This is a genomic window from uncultured Thermanaerothrix sp. (assembly GCF_938028735.1).
Classification (GTDB): domain Bacteria; phylum Chloroflexota; class Anaerolineae; order Anaerolineales; family Anaerolineaceae; genus Thermanaerothrix.
Genome location: NZ_CALIMF010000014.1, coordinates 222515 through 237775, shown reverse-complemented (window position 1 = coordinate 237775; position 15261 = coordinate 222515). Strand labels below are relative to the sequence as shown.

The window sequence follows — 15261 nt, the reverse complement described above, 5'->3', positions numbered from 1 at the left end:
AAGTCACAAGGTAGGGTGTGCGATAAGGTCGTTCGGTAGAGCGCTGTCCACTGTCACAGTGAGCATTTCGCCTGGGTCAAATTGCCCGGGGATTAACACCAGACCGTCCACTTCGGGGGCATCGCGGTACGAGCGGCCTACCGATAGTTCGCGATTTGATCCCTCAATTAGAACCGTCAGGTTTTTACCGATCAGAGACTGGTGGATCTGAAGCGAGATTTTGGATTGGAGTTCCATTAAGCGATTGTAGCGATCCTGCTTGACCTCGAGAGGTACGGGGTCACCTAGGGGCTCGCTAGCCGTCCCGGTTTCAAATGAAAAGGTAAAGGCACCTACTCGGTCCAGCCGCATTTCAGCCAGGAAGTCGAGCAGGGTTTGGAATTCAGCCTCCGTTTCGCCTGGATAACCAACGATGAAAGTGCTCCGAATGGTTAGGTCGGGCATGGCACGGCGCATTTTCTCAATGGTTCGATAGACCCACTCCATGTTGGCTGGGCGGCGCATCCTGCGCAGGATTTTTGGATGCGCGTGTTGAAGGGGAATATCCAGATAATGCAGAATTTGAGGCTGGGAAGCCATTAGGTCAATCAACCGGTCGGAGATTGCACCGGGATAGGTGTAAAGGAGGCGGATCCATGGAATCTCGGGGACAACTTTGATCAAGTTTTCCAGCAAGGTTGCTAACCCGTCTTGCATCCCTAGATCATGACCATAGTCGGTCGTGTCCTGGGCGATCAGGATCAATTCCTTAACCCCTGTAGCCTGAAGCTGACGGGCTTCTTCGAGAATCACCTCCATTGGGCGGCTGACCAGAGTGCCTTTGATCAAGGGGATTGCGCAGAAAGCGCAAGGACGCCGGCAGCCATCTGCAATTTTGAGGTAGGCGCTTACTCCCTGTACAGCAGCCCGCAGCACCCCTCGTTCATCGCGCCCTACAGTTGCATCATCGGGGAGGTGGTAAAGCGGTTGCGGAGGGCGTGCGTTTAAGCGTTCGACCAGATCAAGAATATCCATCCAGCGGCGGGTGCCGAGCATTCCGTCAATGCCCGGAACTTCTTGAGCCACTTGTTCGCGATAACGCTGTGTCAAGCAACCCGTGGCAATAAGCATTTGCCCTTTACGCTTGTTGTGAGCTAACTTGGCCAGCGTTCTTAGGGATTCTTCGCGTGCAGGCTGTATAAAACCACAGGTGTTAACGATAAGGAATTGAGCCTGACGTGGGTTATCGACGGCCACATAACCTGCGCGCTGCAGCAGAGTAGCCATCGAGTGGGAGTCCACAGTATTCTTAGCGCAACCTAACGATACCAGATAAAACGTTTTCTCGCTCATGGAATCAGTGGGGTAATGGTGGGGGTTGGTCGGGTTGGAGTGGGAGTAGGGGTTGATGGAGGAGGTGGAGTCATTGTTGGTGTGACTGTGATCTGGGGTGTGGGGGTCAGAAAACCTTCTGCAGTAAATATCCGATATACAGCTTCCCCCATAGCCCCTGGGGTGTCTAAGTCGGATTGGTTGAAGATCAGCCGCACGCCAGCACCGTTGCCAGTGCTAAATTCAATTCGCTGTCTGGCTCCAAAGGCATAAACTTGACCCGGGGTTGTACGACCTTCAAATACTACTTTATCATCTGCAACGACTCGCATCCAGACGCGTAATTGGGCTACCACGTTGAGCTGCAAGGGGGCATTGATCGGCGCTATGCTAGGGGTTTCAGTTGAGGTTGCCTCAAGTGTTCCGGGTGCCTCAAGGATGCCAACAGGCGATTCGGGATTCGTCTCTGCTGTGGGGGAGGATAACTGAGTGGGAGAAGTGGGTGCCTGAGCCAATACTTCAGCAATGGACGGGGGCGTAGCCTGGTTCTTAGCACTCTGGGCAGCAGAAATGCGTAGGGCTCCCCACACGGTGAACCCCAGAAGCGCAACAATGAATCCAATTGCGATAATCAAATCAGGCGAGAGAATACGTTGCCAGGAGAGCGTGGGGGACGAAACTGGAGGGATCGGTTGTGCTGAAGACTGTTGGAGCCCTTGGGCCTTGCTGGTGCGTTCTAGACGACGTTGTTGTAACGCCTCGGCAAAGCGCAGCAGGACTTGGTCCTCATCCAGGCCAAGGAAAGCGGCGTAATTCTGTAACATACCGCGCGCATGGACCAGGGAAGGCAATTGATCCATCTGGGCGGTTTCAAGAGCCGCAAGGTAGCGGGATCGAATATGCGTGGCCGAGCTGGCCTCTTCTAAGGTAAGACCTAGACGCTCACGCTGTTGTCTTAGGGTAAGGCCAACTTCTCGGAATAGTTGCTCAGAATTCGGAATAGCAGGAAGGTTGTCTGGTTGGGGCAAGGTCAGACCCGCTACCTGATTATCCGATTTCAGAATTGAAGACTCTTCGGTTGAATGCAACAAAGCAGTACCTGCAGAGTTCTCCTCCAGGGGAGTTACGCTGGCATTTACTATGCTCTCTTTCTTACCTTCCCAGACATCAAGTAAGGGTTGGATCGGAATTTTCAAGAAACCTGCATAGAGCCGTAAAAAGCCCCGTGCCTGTACCCTCGAAGGGAGAAGGTCAAGACGATCGTTTTCCAACGCCTCCAGGTAAGCCAATCGGATGTGAGTGGCTTGCGCAACTTGCTCTAACGAAATGTTGCGTTCAAGACGGGCTTTTTTGAGAAGAGATCCAACCGATTCGGTCATGTCCCTGACCTCAGGTTCAAAAAAAGACCGGCCTATCAGCACGTGGCTGGGTTTGGCCGGTTACGATAACTAACAAAGTTACAGACCTCAATAACTCGCTTCTTCAGCCGGCTGAGAAGCAATTTCCTCTGTAGTGGGTGTTTCTTCCTCTAAGGTCACAACTTCTCCTTCGCGATGCACGATAATACGCACTTCGGGCAGGAGGTCTACAGTTAAGCGCACACGGGCGCGATGCTCGCCCAAGGTACGAATGGGTTCGGTTTCAACCTGATGACGATTAATTTGTGTACCCAATTTTTGGTTGATGGCCTCAGCAATCATTTGAGGCGTAACCGAACCGTAGAGTTTCCCTGTTTCACTGGCGCGGGCTGGGAAGGTGAGCACCAGTCCATTGATACGCTGAGCCACACCAGCCAGTTCATTGTTCAGCGCTGCTCGGCGGGCAGCGGCCTGGGCACGAATGGCCTCAGCGCGCTTAAGCGCACCCGGGGTTGCCAGAATCGCCAGCCCTTGGGGAATGAGGTAATTTCGCGCGTAGCCGTCAGCAACTTTCTTTACGTCGCCAGCACGCCCCAATTTGTAAACATCCTTGATCAGTAGCACTTTCATAGTTTTTCAAGCCCTTTCTTTGATTAGAGTTGAGTTGCCAGACCGGCAGCACCACGATGAAGGGTACAACATCGGGCGCAGGCGGATTGTACCAAAAGGTTGAGGATTCGTCAAATTTTTGGCCTTGACTCTTATAACGCAATGCGTTATATTGTAGTAGCAACGCACTGCGTTATAGAGATGGAGGTGTGAAATGGCACGAACCAAACCTGAGACCCAATCCGAAACCGAGCGAGAAACCCCACCCTCTTGGTATGAACTTTCACGCAAAATCCTTCTGGCAAGTATTGGCGCGGCTGCCTTGGCAAAGGATGAAATTGTGCAGTTCATCGACCGGTTGGTTGAAAAAGGGGAAATTGTTGAACGTGACGCCCGCCGCCTGATTCAGGAGGTACTCGAGGAGCGCGAACGCTTGGAACAGGAGCGTAAAGCCCAGCAAGCCCAAGCGAGTACCACTTCCCCAGCTACCAAGGCCGACATTGAGGCTTTGAGCGCCCGCATAGCGGAGTTGCAGAAACGGATTGAAGAACTTCGTAAACAACAGCAACAGGGGTAATTTCATCTGAATGGCGGATATCCTGGTCAAACGGTACAACAATCGGAAGTTGTACGATACCGTCCATCGGTGCTATGTAACGCTTGAGACCATTGCAAATTACATAGCCCAGGGGAACAGCATAAAAGTGGTGGATCATGAAAGTGGTCAAGATCTTACCACTATGGTCCTTGCCCAGGTGATTGCGGATCAGGAACGACGATTAGGCGGGCTGTTGCCTCGCTCATTGCTTTCACGGTTGATTCGCATTGGTGAATCTCGTTTGAGCGAATTGAGTGAGAGCCTCCAAGCGTTTCTAGCCCCTCAGGAATTTGTCAATCGTCATATCCGTTTACGCCTTGAGCGCCTCAGGACGCGAGGAGATCTGGATGAGAGTGAGTTTGAGCGCTTGATGATGAGGCTGCTCGACCCTGAAATCGAAAATGAAGCGGTAACAACCGATCGAGTGCCCGAGAACGAACCCTCGAGTGCTGACATCGAACTTGAGCGCCTTTGGCGGGATCTTGAGGCTTTGGAGAGGGCGGTGAATGCTCTCGCCCGCCCTCCCAAGCCTTAGGTGATAACGCTCTTACTAGTGGATGGCTTGGGGGATAAAAGCCCCAAAGAAGCGCTGAAAGATCTCGAACCGGCCGGTGCGCCCAACGTGATTGGGATGATTTTCCTCCCAAAGAGCGCTCAAGGTAGCTACAACGTCATTGGCGTCCAGGGTTGAGCCATCCACGAAGCGGACAGGGGAGCGCAAGTAGAAAGTCCATTGTGTGGCTTCGGCGTTGGCCTCCCAAGCCTCAGCCAAGCCGGGGCGGATTGTGGTGCCGCCGGGTTCATATTCCACCAATGTACTGTAGAGCAATCGTGTGACTCGCAAGGTATTGGGGTCGCTCTCGTCGGCGGGCCAGAGTGATTCGGGTTCACGAGTCTGGGTGATGCGGATCTGGCCATTTGTCGAGCGCATCTCTTCAAAATTTTCGTTAACTGGTCCAATGCGTTGTCCCTGGATTGTAGTTCGAAAGGCATAAATCCCATTCGTGTGGGCAATGGGGATGGCCGGGACTAGCTTAAGGACGGTCTCGTTGATCCGGTCGTAGAGTTTCTGTCGTTCCTGGGGGTCGGGAGTCTGGGCGGCGCGTTGAATAAGGTTGACCAGTTCAGGATATGGGGTGCCTAGCGGCTTTGCCTCGTTGATGAAAACACGGGAGAAGAAATCGTCTGGATCGGCGTAGGTAGCGCTCCAAGTAGCCAGGAAGAGAGGGGCACTACCGCTGCGGAGGACCTGGTTATAAGCCGCCGAATCCAAGGATTGAAGTGTGACTTTCAGACCCAGTGAGCTGAGTTGCAATTTGATTTGTTGGGCAAGCATTTCAAGGTATGGGGCATCCAGAGGCGGGTTAGAGGGATAAACGACAACCAGTTCTTGATTCCAATTAAACCCGCTTTGCTTCAATAAATCCTGGGCTTCTTTGGGATTGTAGTCTAGCCAGTTCAATCCTGGCGTATAGCCTAAATTCATAGCCGGTGGGAGAAATTGATTGGCCAGCACCGAATCGGAGGCCAGTCCATAGGTGAGCAGACGGGGGCGATTTAGGCTCATGGCGATGGCAGTGCGCACGCGTACATCATCAAAGGGCTTAATCTGATTGTTGAAACCTAGATAAGTGACGTTCAGGGAGGTTTGATAAACAGGAGCGACCCCCACAAAGGTCTCGAGTGTTGGTAAAAAGTTAGCGCTTAGGCCATCAATTGCGTCGGTTTGTCCGTTGCGTAAGAGCACGATTCGAGAAATTGTTGATCCTTGCCAATTGATGATAATCTTTTGGCTTTTTGGAGGAACCCCCCAGTAATCAGGATTGCGCTCCAGCACAATTTGCTGACCAGGGTCATAACGCAGCAAGCGGTAGGGTCCACTGGCGTTGGGAACCCGACTCATTTCAGTGGAGTTTCCTCCGTGATGGTTCAGAAAATCGCTATCCTGAATAGCAAAGACTGGGTAGGCCAGTTTGGCCGGTAAGGTAGCATCGGGACGGCAAAGGGTAAGGCGCACAGTGGTCAGGTCAACTGCCTCAATGGCCTTGATGAGACCCCCATAAGAGCAATCGTTGGTATAGGCTCGGAGAAGTTGAGGCGGGGCTGCACCTTGGACGATCTGAAAACCTTGCCCTTGGCAGGCTGTCAGCGGAAGGAGAAGCAGGAGGAAAGCCAGCCGGGCCAGCGTTGAGGCAGTGGATAGAAAAGGGGTGGGGAATGAAAAGATGCGTTTCATAAAGGTACATCCTGCTGCGCAAAAGAGTAGAGGAGAAACGTCTTTTTGATTATAAGGGATTGAGCTCTATTTGCACTTGACAGATTGGTAAGGTGGCCTTGTTTTTGCGAGGAGAGTATGGAATAATCACAGCCGTTATGCGTGATCCCAAGATTTTAGTAAACTTTTTCAAGCACATCTTGGCAATTGACTTCCAATTGACCGAGGCTATAGGCCAATGGGCCAGACATCAACGCATAAGGAAAATGGCCCGTTTGCTTTCCCACTCAGCGGATTCCTGGGTGTGGCTCGGGGGTTCCTTCTTGGTGGGGCTTCTGATCCCCTCTTGGCGTTGCCTGGCGTGGGCGGGGGGTGGGGGCATTTTTTCGTTAGCGGCCTTTATTTACATGCTCAAGGCCCTGATTCGTCGCCAACGCCCTCGTCCGGAGAGCGGTTGGATTTACGCAATGACCGATGATCATTCTTTCCCTTCTGGACATGCAGCACGGGTTGTACTGTTGGTGATGCTGACATTGCCAATTGGGCAACCCATAATAAGTCTGGGAGTGGCTCTCTGGGCTATTCTAGTGAGTTTTTCGCGGTTAACCCTAGGAGTTCACTATATCTCCGATGTATTCGCTGGCATGATTCTGGGCGGTGGGTGGGGAGGGATGGTGCTGGCTTTCTGGCCAGGTGTACAATCTGTTTGTAGCGCTTGGGGTTTTTAGCAATGAACCAAGGTGCGATTCACTCATCGCACCTTGGTTGTTGGTGGATTAGAGAGTAGCAACTTTATTTGATCAGGCTAGTTGTAGTGCCTGTGAGGTGGATAGAAGCCCGCTGTCGGATGCGGATCTGGCGCGAAGGCTGGGTGCTTAGCAATCCGAACCGCGCGGCTCCCAAATAAAGAATTTCTAGGATTAAGTCGCGGTAAGTGATCCCATCGGCTTCGGCGATCATGCATAGATCGCTATAGCCAGGCGAAAGGCCCGGGAGGGTGTTGATTTCCATCAGGTAAGGCTTACCATCGGCACCCAAGCGGATATCCACCCGCGAGATGTCCAACGCTCCAAGGGTTTGATGAGCGCGGATAGCCAGGTTATTTAGCTGAGTAGCTAAAGTCTCATCAACTGTAGCGGGGCAAAGGTAGAGGGGAGCGCCTTTCTCACCCGGATAGCGTTGCTTGGCTTCATGACTGTAAATACCCGGCGTAACCGATGTGTTGTGGTAAATCTCCATGATTGGGAAGCGGTGAAAACCGTCTTCTGCATACCATTCCGGATGGCGACTGTACTGGCGAGCCTGAGGATCACCCATTACGGCTACAGTAAATTCGCGCCCTGAGAGGTAGGTCTCTACCAAAGCGGGCTGATGATAGGTTTCGATAATCCATTTGACGCGCTGACGGAGTTGGATCTCATCAAAGACCACAGAGTTCTCGTCTGTACCCATCCCCGTGCCTTCACGAACTGGCTTGACAAAGAGGGGGTAGTGCAAGTCGGGCGAGATTGGATCCTCGGGGGTCTCGAATTCCTGAAACGCTGCGGTAGGTAGATGGTGATCGCGCCAGATCCGTTTTGTCAGTGTTTTTTCGAGCGAAATAGCGCTGGCTACCACGCGTGAGGCTGTGTAGGGGATTTTGAGCATCTCAAGGAGGGCTGGCACTTGGGCTTCACGCCCATCCCCACCGAGCCCTTCGGCGATATTAAAGCAAATATCGGGACAGTAATCACGAAGGGCTTGAGGTAAGTTGCTATCGGCTTGCAAAAATATGGTGGTATGTCCGTCAGATTCAATGGCCTCTCGAATGGCCTGGATCGTTCTTGGGCTGTCAAACTCCGCGCCGGCATCGGGTGGCGCATCCTCGGGTATCGGCGTTTCCCCCTTGATATTGGCGATCACCGCTACGCGCCACGGGCGTGCTGGGCGCGGACGAATATCAGGAGGTTTATCGTCTTCCACACTTTCCTGGTTATAATGCTTGATGGTTGTCATGATCTTCCCTCTCTCAAAAAATAAAATTGTTACGCGTGCGGAGTATATCGCACTTATCCAAAAACACAAGGGTTATTTTTTGAAGTTCAAAGGAGCGTCATGGTTGATGAATAGTACCTTCGATATTAGCCAGACTCAAGATTGGGATACCTTCGAGGCAATCCTGACCCAATGTCGGCGCTGTGAACGCCTGGTGGCCTGGCGGGAGCGGGTAGCCATGGAAAAACGCAAGGCCTATCGAGATTGGGAGTATTGGGGACGTCCAGTTCCTGGTTTTGGAGACCGCCGCGCAAGGGTTTGGGTGGTTGGGCTGGCTCCTGGCGCCCATGGCGCCAATCGGACCGGACGCATGTTTTCCGGTGACAGTTCGGGGGATTTTTTGTACGCGGCTCTCTATCGGGCCGGGTTTGCCAATCAGCCTAGGTCTGTACGACGCAATGATGGGTTAGCGCTTAGCGATATTTACATTTCTGCTGTCTGTCGCTGTGCCCCGCCTCAAAATCGTCCTACGCGGGAGGAAATCCAGAACTGCCTACCTTTCCTTATGTGGGAATATCACCATTTAGATAATCTGGAAGGCATTGTGGCTCTGGGGCAGATTGCACTCAACGGGGTATTACGCGTGCTTCGTGCCTCGGGTTACCCGGAAGTCGAGTTGCCCTTTAGCCATGGCGCATTTATGCCTGCCGACGCAGACCGTCCTTGGGTGTTGGCTTCTTATCATCCAAGCCGTCAGAACACGCAGACAGGGCGTTTGACACAACAGATGTTTGACGCCATCTGGCAGTGTGTGCGTTTATTGCTGAAATAGCCACTCTATATGTACACCCTTTTGTGGAGCCGAACGCTTGCGAGGGGAAGGGGGTGGTTTTAAAATCGATCTTGGCAGAGAGATCTAAAAATGAAAACTAAATTACGAATCCTTTTAGGATTACTTTTTGTTGGAGCTATCGGGATAGGGATCTTTCTAATTTGGGCACTTACGCCTCTGGGTCCAATGCCAGAAGCACAGGAAGCACTTCAATCAGATGCAATGGTCGAGGTGCAGCAGGGTCAGTGGTTGGTTTTTGTCCCTCGTGCTCGAGAGCCTCGTCTGGGCTTAATTTGGTATCCAGGTGGTCGGGTAGATTATCGCAGTTACGCGCCAATGGCACATGCTATTGCCGGCCAAGGTTACCTAACGGTTATTGTGCCAATGCCCCTCAACTTGGCGGTGCTATCACCAGAGGCGGCCCAGAAGGTTATAGCTGCCTATCCCCACATTGCGACTTGGGTAATTGGTGGACATTCCTTGGGTGGTGCGATGGCCGCTGCTTTTGTTTATGAGCATCCACAAGAAGTCCAGGGACTGATCTTAATGGCAGCCTATCCAGCGAGTAACCGTTCATTGCGTTTGGTTGCTGTTCCGGTATTATCAATCGCGGCTTCCGAAGATGGGCTGTCTACACCGCAAAAGATGGCCGCTTCCCGTTCTCTACTTCCTGAAACCACTCAATGGGTAGTTATTGAGGGCGGCAATCATGCAGGGTTTGGATGGTACGGAGACCAGGCGGGAGATGGTCTGGCGAGGATTCCTCGCGAAGCCCAACAGCAACAAGTGATTGAAGCCGTGGCTGGTTTCTTGGAAGCGATAGGAAAGGAAGAGGTACCGTGAAAGCATTAAGAATTCTTGGAGTGGTCTTAATCGGGCTGGTGGTGCTAGTGGCGGTTGGCCCACTTGTCATCCCCATTCCGCCCTTGCTAGAAGGAGTGGATGAGGAAAGCCTGGCCTGGCCAGATAGTCAGTTTATCGAATTGGGCGGATTAAAAGTCCACTATCAGCGTTACGGTGAGGGTCAGCCAGTGATGATCTTGTTGCATGGCTTTGGGGCCAGCACGTTTTCATGGCGCGAGGTGTTGAAGCCGTTAGGAGCGCACGGGACGGCAATTGCGTTTGATCGCCCGGGGTTTGGGTTGACCGAACGACCTATGCCTGAAGAATGGGAGGGGCCGAACCCTTATACATTGGATTTTCAAGCCGACCTGGTGATCGCACTCATGGATGCCATTAGAACCCCTCAAGCCATTTTGATCGGCAATTCCGCCGGGGGGACAGTCGCGTTATACACTGCGCTGAAATATCCCGAACGGGTACAGGCTCTGGTTTTGGTGGATGCGGCGATTTACAATGGCGGTGGTGCGCCGGTTTGGATACAACCGTTTTTGAATACTCCTCAGATGAACCGACTGGGCCCGTTAATGGTTCGATCATTGGCGGGTGAACAAGGTGTGGCGTTCCTGCGCTCAGCTTGGCACGATCCAAGCAAAATCACGGATGATATTGTTGCAGGTTATCGCCGTCCCCTTCAGGTAAGAAATTGGGATCGTGCCCTATGGGAACTGACGAAAGCCAGTCGTGCCTCAACCCTCAGCCAGAAATTGGGGGAGGTTAGGCAACCCGTTTTGGTTATTAGTGGTGATGATGATCGCATTGTACCCACTGAGGAGAGCGTTCGACTGGCTCGGGAGCTGCCTAATGCACGTTTATCCATTATTCCAGAATGTGGACATGTGCCGCAAGAGGAATGTCCTGAGGCTTTTCTACATACTGTCTTAACCTTTGTGATGAGTCTTGATCATGGCAAGGAACCCGTGGAGGTGCAAGGATGAGCAGACGTTTGAATGTGGGAGACGAGGCTCCTGATTTTGAGCTAAAGGATACACAAGGTAATTCAGTCAGGTTATCAGACTTACGTGGGCAACCCGTGGTCCTTGTCTTCAACCGTGGGTTTGCCTGACCGTATTGTGTGAAGCATATGGCGCAGTTGCGTCGGGATTATGAAGCGTTTGCAAAACGAAATGTGGCTGTTCTTATCATTGGCCCAGATGGACCGCGCGCTTTTAAGCGTTTCTGGGAGGAGCAAGCAATGCCGTTCGTTGGTCTTTCTGATGTGGGTTCTGGGGTGAGTCAGCGCTACCAGCAAGAAGTTAACTTGCTCAAGTTGGGGCGCATGCCTGCGGTATTCGTAGTGGATAAAGAGGGCAAAATACGGTATGTGCATTATGCCAAGACTATGGCCGATATTCCAACCAATGATCAGATTTTAGCCGCTCTAGATTCGCTTGATGAATAGGGAGATTTGATATCATGGCAAAAACAGCATTGATTTGGGGAGCAAGCGGTGGGATAGGTTTGGCGCTGGTAAAACTACTGACCACCAAAGATTGGCAAGTTATTGCCGTGGCCCGTAAAACGGAAAGCCTTACATCATTTACCCCTCATGTTTACGAGGCAGATTTCAGCTATCCAGGCTCATTGCAATCTATCACAGCACAAATGATCCAAGAAGGTTTCCAAGTTGATTGGTGGGTTTATGCGGCTGGTGACATTATGGTTGCACCGGTGACCAAGATGGATTTTGAACAGTGGCAGCGAATTCTTAGCGCTAATCTGAGCGGTGCTTATTGGGCCCTGCATTGTAGCGTTGAGCTACTTAATCCCGAAGCCTCCATTTACTTCCTGGGGGCTGTTAATGAGCGAATTCGTTTGCCTGGGCTTTCCGCTTACGCCGCAGCCAAAGCCGGCTTAGAGGCATTTGCAGATGTAACGCGTAAAGAATTAAAGCGAAGCGTTGTGGTGGTGAGACCTGCAGCAGTTAATACCCCCTTATGGAAGAAGGTGCCTTTCAAGATGCCTTCTAATGCGGTTGCTCCCGAAGTTATAGCCGCAAAAATGTGGGAGGCTTATCAGGCAAATTATTCGGGTTACTTGGATTTGCCATAATTAGCAAGGTTCTCCGCAATTTGGGTTTTAACCTAGAAACACTTAGAAACCTAATAGGTCGTGGAGAGAGTCTTTCTAAAAAAGACCGCTCTGGTCTGTGGATAGCCAGAGCGGTAGTGATCAAAGATGAACATTAAAGATCAGGCGCGTTTGAGAGCGTTCCAACCGGCGTAGACGGCGGTATCGCCGAGTTCAGCCTCAATGCGCAGTAATTGGTTATACTTTGCGACGCGGTCGGTGCGCGCAGGTGCGCCGGTTTTGATCTGTCCCATGTTCAAGGCAACAACCAGATCAGCAATAGTCGTGTCTTCGGTCTCGCCTGAGCGATGCGAAGTAACGGCACGCCAACCTGCTCGATGGCACAATTCAACCGCCTCAATGGTTTCTGTTAGGGTGCCAATTTGATTGAGTTTGACCAACAGGGCATTGCACGACTTTTCCTGGATGGCGCGGCGTACGCGTTCTGGATTAGTCACCAGTAAGTCGTCTCCAACGATCTGGATACGCTGCCCAAGTTCAGCGGTGAGCAATTTCCATCCCTCCCAATCGTCTTCGGCTAAACCATCCTCAAGAGACACAATGGGATATTGATCAATCCAGGATTTCCAGAAAGCAATCAGTTCTTCGCTCGTCATTTGCCTGCCTTCGCGGCGCATATTGTAGCGCCGAGTTTCAGGGTCATAGAGCTCAGAGGCAGCCGGATCAAGGGCGATGGCAATCTGCTCACCCGGCTTATAGCCTGCCTTTTCAATGGCTTCCAAAATCACCTCAACTGCTTCAGCATTGGCTTTGAGCGCAGGCGCGTAACCCCCTTCATCGCCAACCAAGGTGGCATAGCCCTTTGCCTTAAGGACACCCTTCAGCGCATGGTAAACCTCAGCACCCCAGCGCAGTGCCTCAGCAAAACTTGGTGCCCCTAAGGGGGCAATCATGAATTCCTGTGCGTCAGTGGATTGCCAGCCGGTATGGACGCCCCCATTAAGGATGTTCATTAGCGGAACGGGCAAGACATGGGCATATACACCGCCGATGTAACGATATAGTGGCAGCCCTAGGGCATTGGCCGCAGCCTTGGCGACGGCCAGGCTCACACCCAGAATGGCATTGGCGCCAAGCCTGGATTTGTTGGGAGTGCCATCCAATTCGATGAGCAACTGATCAATCGCCTTTTGCTCCACCGCATCCCAGCCCACCAAGGCTTCGGCGATTTCGTTATTGACATTATCCACTGCTTTGCGTACACCTTTGCCGAGATAGCGGGCTTTATCTCCATCACGCAATTCCAGCGCCTCGTGCACGCCAGTAGAGGCGCCTGAAGGAACTGCGGCCCGTCCCCAACTTCCATCAGCCAGCACGACTTCCACCTCTACAGTGGGATTGCCGCGAGAATCCAGGATTTCTAGCGCGGTAATGGATTCAATTGTCGTATCCATAATGTCCTCCTCAGAGAAATTATTTGAGATGGTACTTGAGTCTAGGGTAAGACCTTGGCATCTGAATGACTAGTATACTCCAAATGTCCTGGGTAATGTTGTGATATTTATCACGAGTTTAGACAGTTTCCATTTCGAAAGGCTGAACAGATACCCCGGCGAACTCACAGGCAGCTCTTACAAAGGCTTTGAAGAGCGGGTGAGGTCGCGTAGGACGTGAGAGGAATTCGGGGTGAAACTGGGTGCCTAGCATAAAGGGATGATCCGCCAATTCAGCAATTTCTACAAGACGTCCATCTGGGGAAAGCCCAGAGAATACCATCCCGGCTTCCTCAAACACTTGACGGTAGGTGTTGTTAAATTCAAAACGGTGGCGGTGGCGCTCCTGAACTAGGTTTTCCTGGTAGGCTTGAGCTGCCTTGGTGCCAGGCTTGAGCTGGCAGGGGTACAGTCCTAGCCGCATCGTACCGCCCAGCTCAGTTATTTGTTGCTGCTCAGGGAGCAAATCAATCACTGGGTAGGGAGTGGTTCGGTCAAATTCAGTTGAATTTGCCCGTTCATCGTTAAAGATATGGCGGGCAAATTCCACAACCATCATTTGCATTCCCAGGCACAAGCCAAGATAGGGGACTTTGTAAGTGCGCGCATAGCGAGCTGCCAGGATTTTGCCCTCAATTCCGCGTGAGCCAAAGCCCCCTGGTACCAAAATGCCGTGGGCCTCTTCGAGCATTTCCAAGGCTCGCCCGCGTTCCAAATCCGTGGCGTGAACCCATAAGATCTCGACCTCTACGCCTAGGTGAAGAGCTGCATGTTTTAGTGCCTCACGCACGCTCATATAGGCATCGTGCAATTCAACGTATTTGCCAACCAATGCAATCTTTACCTTGGGCTTTTCGCGGCGAACCTGCGCAACCAATCGCCGCCAAAGATTCCAATCGGGTTGGTGACGGGTTTCTAAACCCAGCCGCTCCAAAATAAAGTCCGCCACTCCTGCCTCTTCCAGCAACAGTGGGACTTCATATAAAATGGGGGTTGTGGTCATGGGGACGACAGCACGACGATCCACGTCGCAGTAAAGGGAGATTTTGTCCAGAAGGCTACGATCTACTGGGTAGTCAGAACGAGCGATGATCATGTCAGGATTAATGCCGATGGAGCGAAGTTCGCTGACCGAATGCTGAGTGGGTTTGGTCTTGAGCTCGCCAGTAGCGCCAATGTAGGGCAGCCAGGTCACGTGAATGTACATGGTATTTTCACGCCCCAATTCCCGCCTTAACTGACGTAAAGACTCTAAAAAAGGTTGGCTTTCGATATCGCCGACAGTTCCTCCAACTTCGACCAGCACGATTTCAGCGTTGGTAGTCTTGGCAACCAGGGTGATGCGGCGCTTGATCTCGTTGGTAATGTGAGGAATCACTTGAATGGTACCACCAAGGAAATCTCCTCGTCGCTCCTTGCTAATGATTTCGGCGTAAATTTGCCCAGTGGTCGTGTTGCAAACACGATTAAGACGAACATCCATAAAACGCTCATAATGGCCAAGGTCCAAATCAGTTTCTGCCCCATCGTCCAGCACGTAAACCTCTCCGTGCTGGTAGGGGCTCATGGTGCCAGGATCAACGTTAAGATAGGGGTCAAGTTTTTGCGCAGTCACGGAGAAGCCGCGCTCTTTTAGGGTGCGTCCGATGGCGGCTGCGGTCACTCCTTTCCCTACGGAGGAAACCACACCTCCGGTAAAAAAGATGTACTTAGTCGTCACAGATTACTACCTCCTGCAAACTAGATTACTGTTGGGGAATCGCTGGCATAGAGAGAGGGAGGGTCGGTGATCCGACGCCTCCCTCTGTGTGGACGAGGACTTCTTGTCTAGGTGTGGTCATGTGCTTGGGAGACCAGACGATCCTGTATAGGCGATCTAAAGCCTTCATTGTTTTCAAGTTTACCATATTCTCAAATCGAACGTCTGATTTTTTGTTTGC

15 protein-coding genes are annotated in these 15261 nt (G+C 52.0%); 8 read left to right on the top strand and 7 right to left on the bottom strand.

The annotated features are described in order from the left end of the window. Window positions 1-3: 3 nt before the first annotated feature. From rimO to rplI, 3 genes are all read right to left on the bottom strand, one after another. Window positions 4-1332 carry a 30S ribosomal protein S12 methylthiotransferase RimO gene (rimO, locus tag Q0721_RS08840; protein WP_299028464.1) on the bottom strand — a complete coding sequence of 443 codons (1329 nt, stop codon included), beginning with the start codon at window positions 1330-1332 and terminating at the stop codon, window positions 4-6. After that, window positions 1329-2690, bottom strand: a complete 1362-nt coding sequence (locus tag Q0721_RS08835) for a RodZ domain-containing protein (protein ID WP_299028461.1) — start codon at window positions 2688-2690, stop codon at window positions 1329-1331. Before Q0721_RS08835 ends, rimO begins: the two co-directional genes overlap by 4 nt. Window positions 2691-2777: 87 nt before the next feature. Continuing rightward, window positions 2778-3299 (bottom strand): 50S ribosomal protein L9, encoded by a 522-nt coding sequence (rplI, locus tag Q0721_RS08830; RefSeq protein ID WP_299028458.1) that lies wholly within the window; start codon window positions 3297-3299, stop codon window positions 2778-2780. Between the two features lie 193 nt (window positions 3300-3492). On the opposite strand from rplI, the gene Q0721_RS08825 reads away from it, so the two are divergent. Both Q0721_RS08825 and Q0721_RS08820 read left to right on the top strand, forming a co-directional pair. Further along, on the top strand, window positions 3493-3855 hold the full coding sequence (locus Q0721_RS08825) for a hypothetical protein (RefSeq protein ID WP_299028455.1): 363 nt from the start codon (window positions 3493-3495) through the stop codon (window positions 3853-3855). 10 nt (window positions 3856-3865) lie between these two features. Continuing rightward, window positions 3866-4411 (top strand): polyhydroxyalkanoate synthesis regulator DNA-binding domain-containing protein, encoded by a 546-nt coding sequence (locus tag Q0721_RS08820; protein WP_299028452.1) that lies wholly within the window; start codon window positions 3866-3868, stop codon window positions 4409-4411. 15 nt (window positions 4412-4426) lie between these two features. On the opposite strand, the gene Q0721_RS08815 is transcribed toward Q0721_RS08820, so the two are convergent. Further along, a complete protein-coding gene (locus tag Q0721_RS08815) occupies window positions 4427-6112 on the bottom strand; it encodes an ABC transporter substrate-binding protein (RefSeq protein WP_299028449.1) in 1686 nt (561 codons plus the stop codon). Between the two features lie 137 nt (window positions 6113-6249). Between Q0721_RS08815 and Q0721_RS08810 the strand changes: the two genes are divergently transcribed. Further along, a complete protein-coding gene (locus Q0721_RS08810) occupies window positions 6250-6819 on the top strand; it encodes a phosphatase PAP2 family protein (RefSeq protein ID WP_299028447.1) in 570 nt (189 codons plus the stop codon). A gap of 64 nt (window positions 6820-6883) precedes the next feature. Here the strand turns inward: Q0721_RS08810 and Q0721_RS08805 are convergent, their stop codons facing one another. Then, window positions 6884-8086: a hypothetical protein gene (locus Q0721_RS08805; protein WP_299028444.1), complete on the bottom strand. Its 1203-nt coding sequence runs from the start codon at window positions 8084-8086 to the stop codon at window positions 6884-6886. A 106-nt stretch (window positions 8087-8192) separates the two neighbouring features. Here Q0721_RS08805 and Q0721_RS08800 point away from each other — a divergent pair, with 106 nt between their 5' ends. The 5 genes from Q0721_RS08800 to Q0721_RS08780 all read left to right on the top strand — a co-directional run bounded on the left by Q0721_RS08800 (window position 8193) and on the right by Q0721_RS08780 (window position 11849). Then, complete coding sequence (locus Q0721_RS08800) at window positions 8193-8897, top strand: uracil-DNA glycosylase (RefSeq protein WP_299028441.1); 705 nt, start codon at window positions 8193-8195, stop codon at window positions 8895-8897. Between the two features lie 90 nt (window positions 8898-8987). Further along, the gene (locus Q0721_RS08795; RefSeq protein WP_299028439.1) at window positions 8988-9740 is read left to right on the top strand and encodes an alpha/beta fold hydrolase; all 753 of its coding nucleotides are present in this window, start codon (window positions 8988-8990) and stop codon (window positions 9738-9740) included. Then, window positions 9737-10735, top strand: a complete 999-nt coding sequence (locus Q0721_RS08790; protein WP_299028436.1) for an alpha/beta hydrolase — start codon at window positions 9737-9739, stop codon at window positions 10733-10735. Before Q0721_RS08795 ends, Q0721_RS08790 begins: the two co-directional genes overlap by 4 nt. Beyond that, window positions 10732-11199: a peroxiredoxin gene (locus Q0721_RS08785; protein WP_299028433.1), complete on the top strand. Its 468-nt coding sequence runs from the start codon at window positions 10732-10734 to the stop codon at window positions 11197-11199. The genes Q0721_RS08790 and Q0721_RS08785 overlap by 4 nt, the downstream gene beginning before the upstream one ends. Before the next feature lie 14 nt (window positions 11200-11213). Next, window positions 11214-11849: an SDR family NAD(P)-dependent oxidoreductase gene (locus Q0721_RS08780; RefSeq protein ID WP_299028430.1), complete on the top strand. Its 636-nt coding sequence runs from the start codon at window positions 11214-11216 to the stop codon at window positions 11847-11849. Window positions 11850-11989: 140 nt separating this feature from the next. On the opposite strand, the gene eno is transcribed toward Q0721_RS08780, so the two are convergent. Both eno and Q0721_RS08770 read right to left on the bottom strand, forming a co-directional pair. Further along, entirely contained in the window at window positions 11990-13282 is a 1293-nt protein-coding gene (gene eno / locus Q0721_RS08775) for a phosphopyruvate hydratase (RefSeq protein WP_299028427.1), read from the bottom strand. Between the two features lie 118 nt (window positions 13283-13400). Then, window positions 13401-15041 (bottom strand): CTP synthase, encoded by a 1641-nt coding sequence (locus tag Q0721_RS08770; RefSeq protein WP_299028424.1) that lies wholly within the window; start codon window positions 15039-15041, stop codon window positions 13401-13403. Window positions 15042-15261: the final 220 nt, after the last annotated feature.

Bases quoted from the DNA above. Each gene is read 5' to 3' on its own strand.
- Q0721_RS08825 (WP_299028455.1), top strand. From the start codon at position 3,493: ATGGCACGAACCAAACCTGAGACCCAATCCGAAACCGAGCGAGAAACC.
- Q0721_RS08795 (WP_299028439.1), top strand. From the start codon at position 8,988: ATGAAAACTAAATTACGAATCCTTTTAGGATTACTTTTTGTTGGAGCT.
- Q0721_RS08800 (WP_299028441.1), top strand. From the start codon at position 8,193: ATGAATAGTACCTTCGATATTAGCCAGACTCAAGATTGGGATACCTTC.
- Q0721_RS08780 (WP_299028430.1), top strand. From the start codon at position 11,214: ATGGCAAAAACAGCATTGATTTGGGGAGCAAGCGGTGGGATAGGTTTG.
- eno (WP_299028427.1), bottom strand. From the start codon at position 13,282: ATGGATACGACAATTGAATCCATTACCGCGCTAGAAATCCTGGATTCT.
- Q0721_RS08820 (WP_299028452.1), top strand. From the start codon at position 3,866: ATGGCGGATATCCTGGTCAAACGGTACAACAATCGGAAGTTGTACGAT.
- Q0721_RS08805 (WP_299028444.1), bottom strand. From the start codon at position 8,086: ATGACAACCATCAAGCATTATAACCAGGAAAGTGTGGAAGACGATAAA.
- Q0721_RS08810 (WP_299028447.1), top strand. From the start codon at position 6,250: ATGCGTGATCCCAAGATTTTAGTAAACTTTTTCAAGCACATCTTGGCA.
- Q0721_RS08815 (WP_299028449.1), bottom strand. From the start codon at position 6,112: ATGAAACGCATCTTTTCATTCCCCACCCCTTTTCTATCCACTGCCTCA.
- rplI (WP_299028458.1), bottom strand. From the start codon at position 3,299: ATGAAAGTGCTACTGATCAAGGATGTTTACAAATTGGGGCGTGCTGGC.
- rimO (WP_299028464.1), bottom strand. From the start codon at position 1,332: ATGAGCGAGAAAACGTTTTATCTGGTATCGTTAGGTTGCGCTAAGAAT.
- Q0721_RS08835 (WP_299028461.1), bottom strand. From the start codon at position 2,690: ATGACCGAATCGGTTGGATCTCTTCTCAAAAAAGCCCGTCTTGAACGC.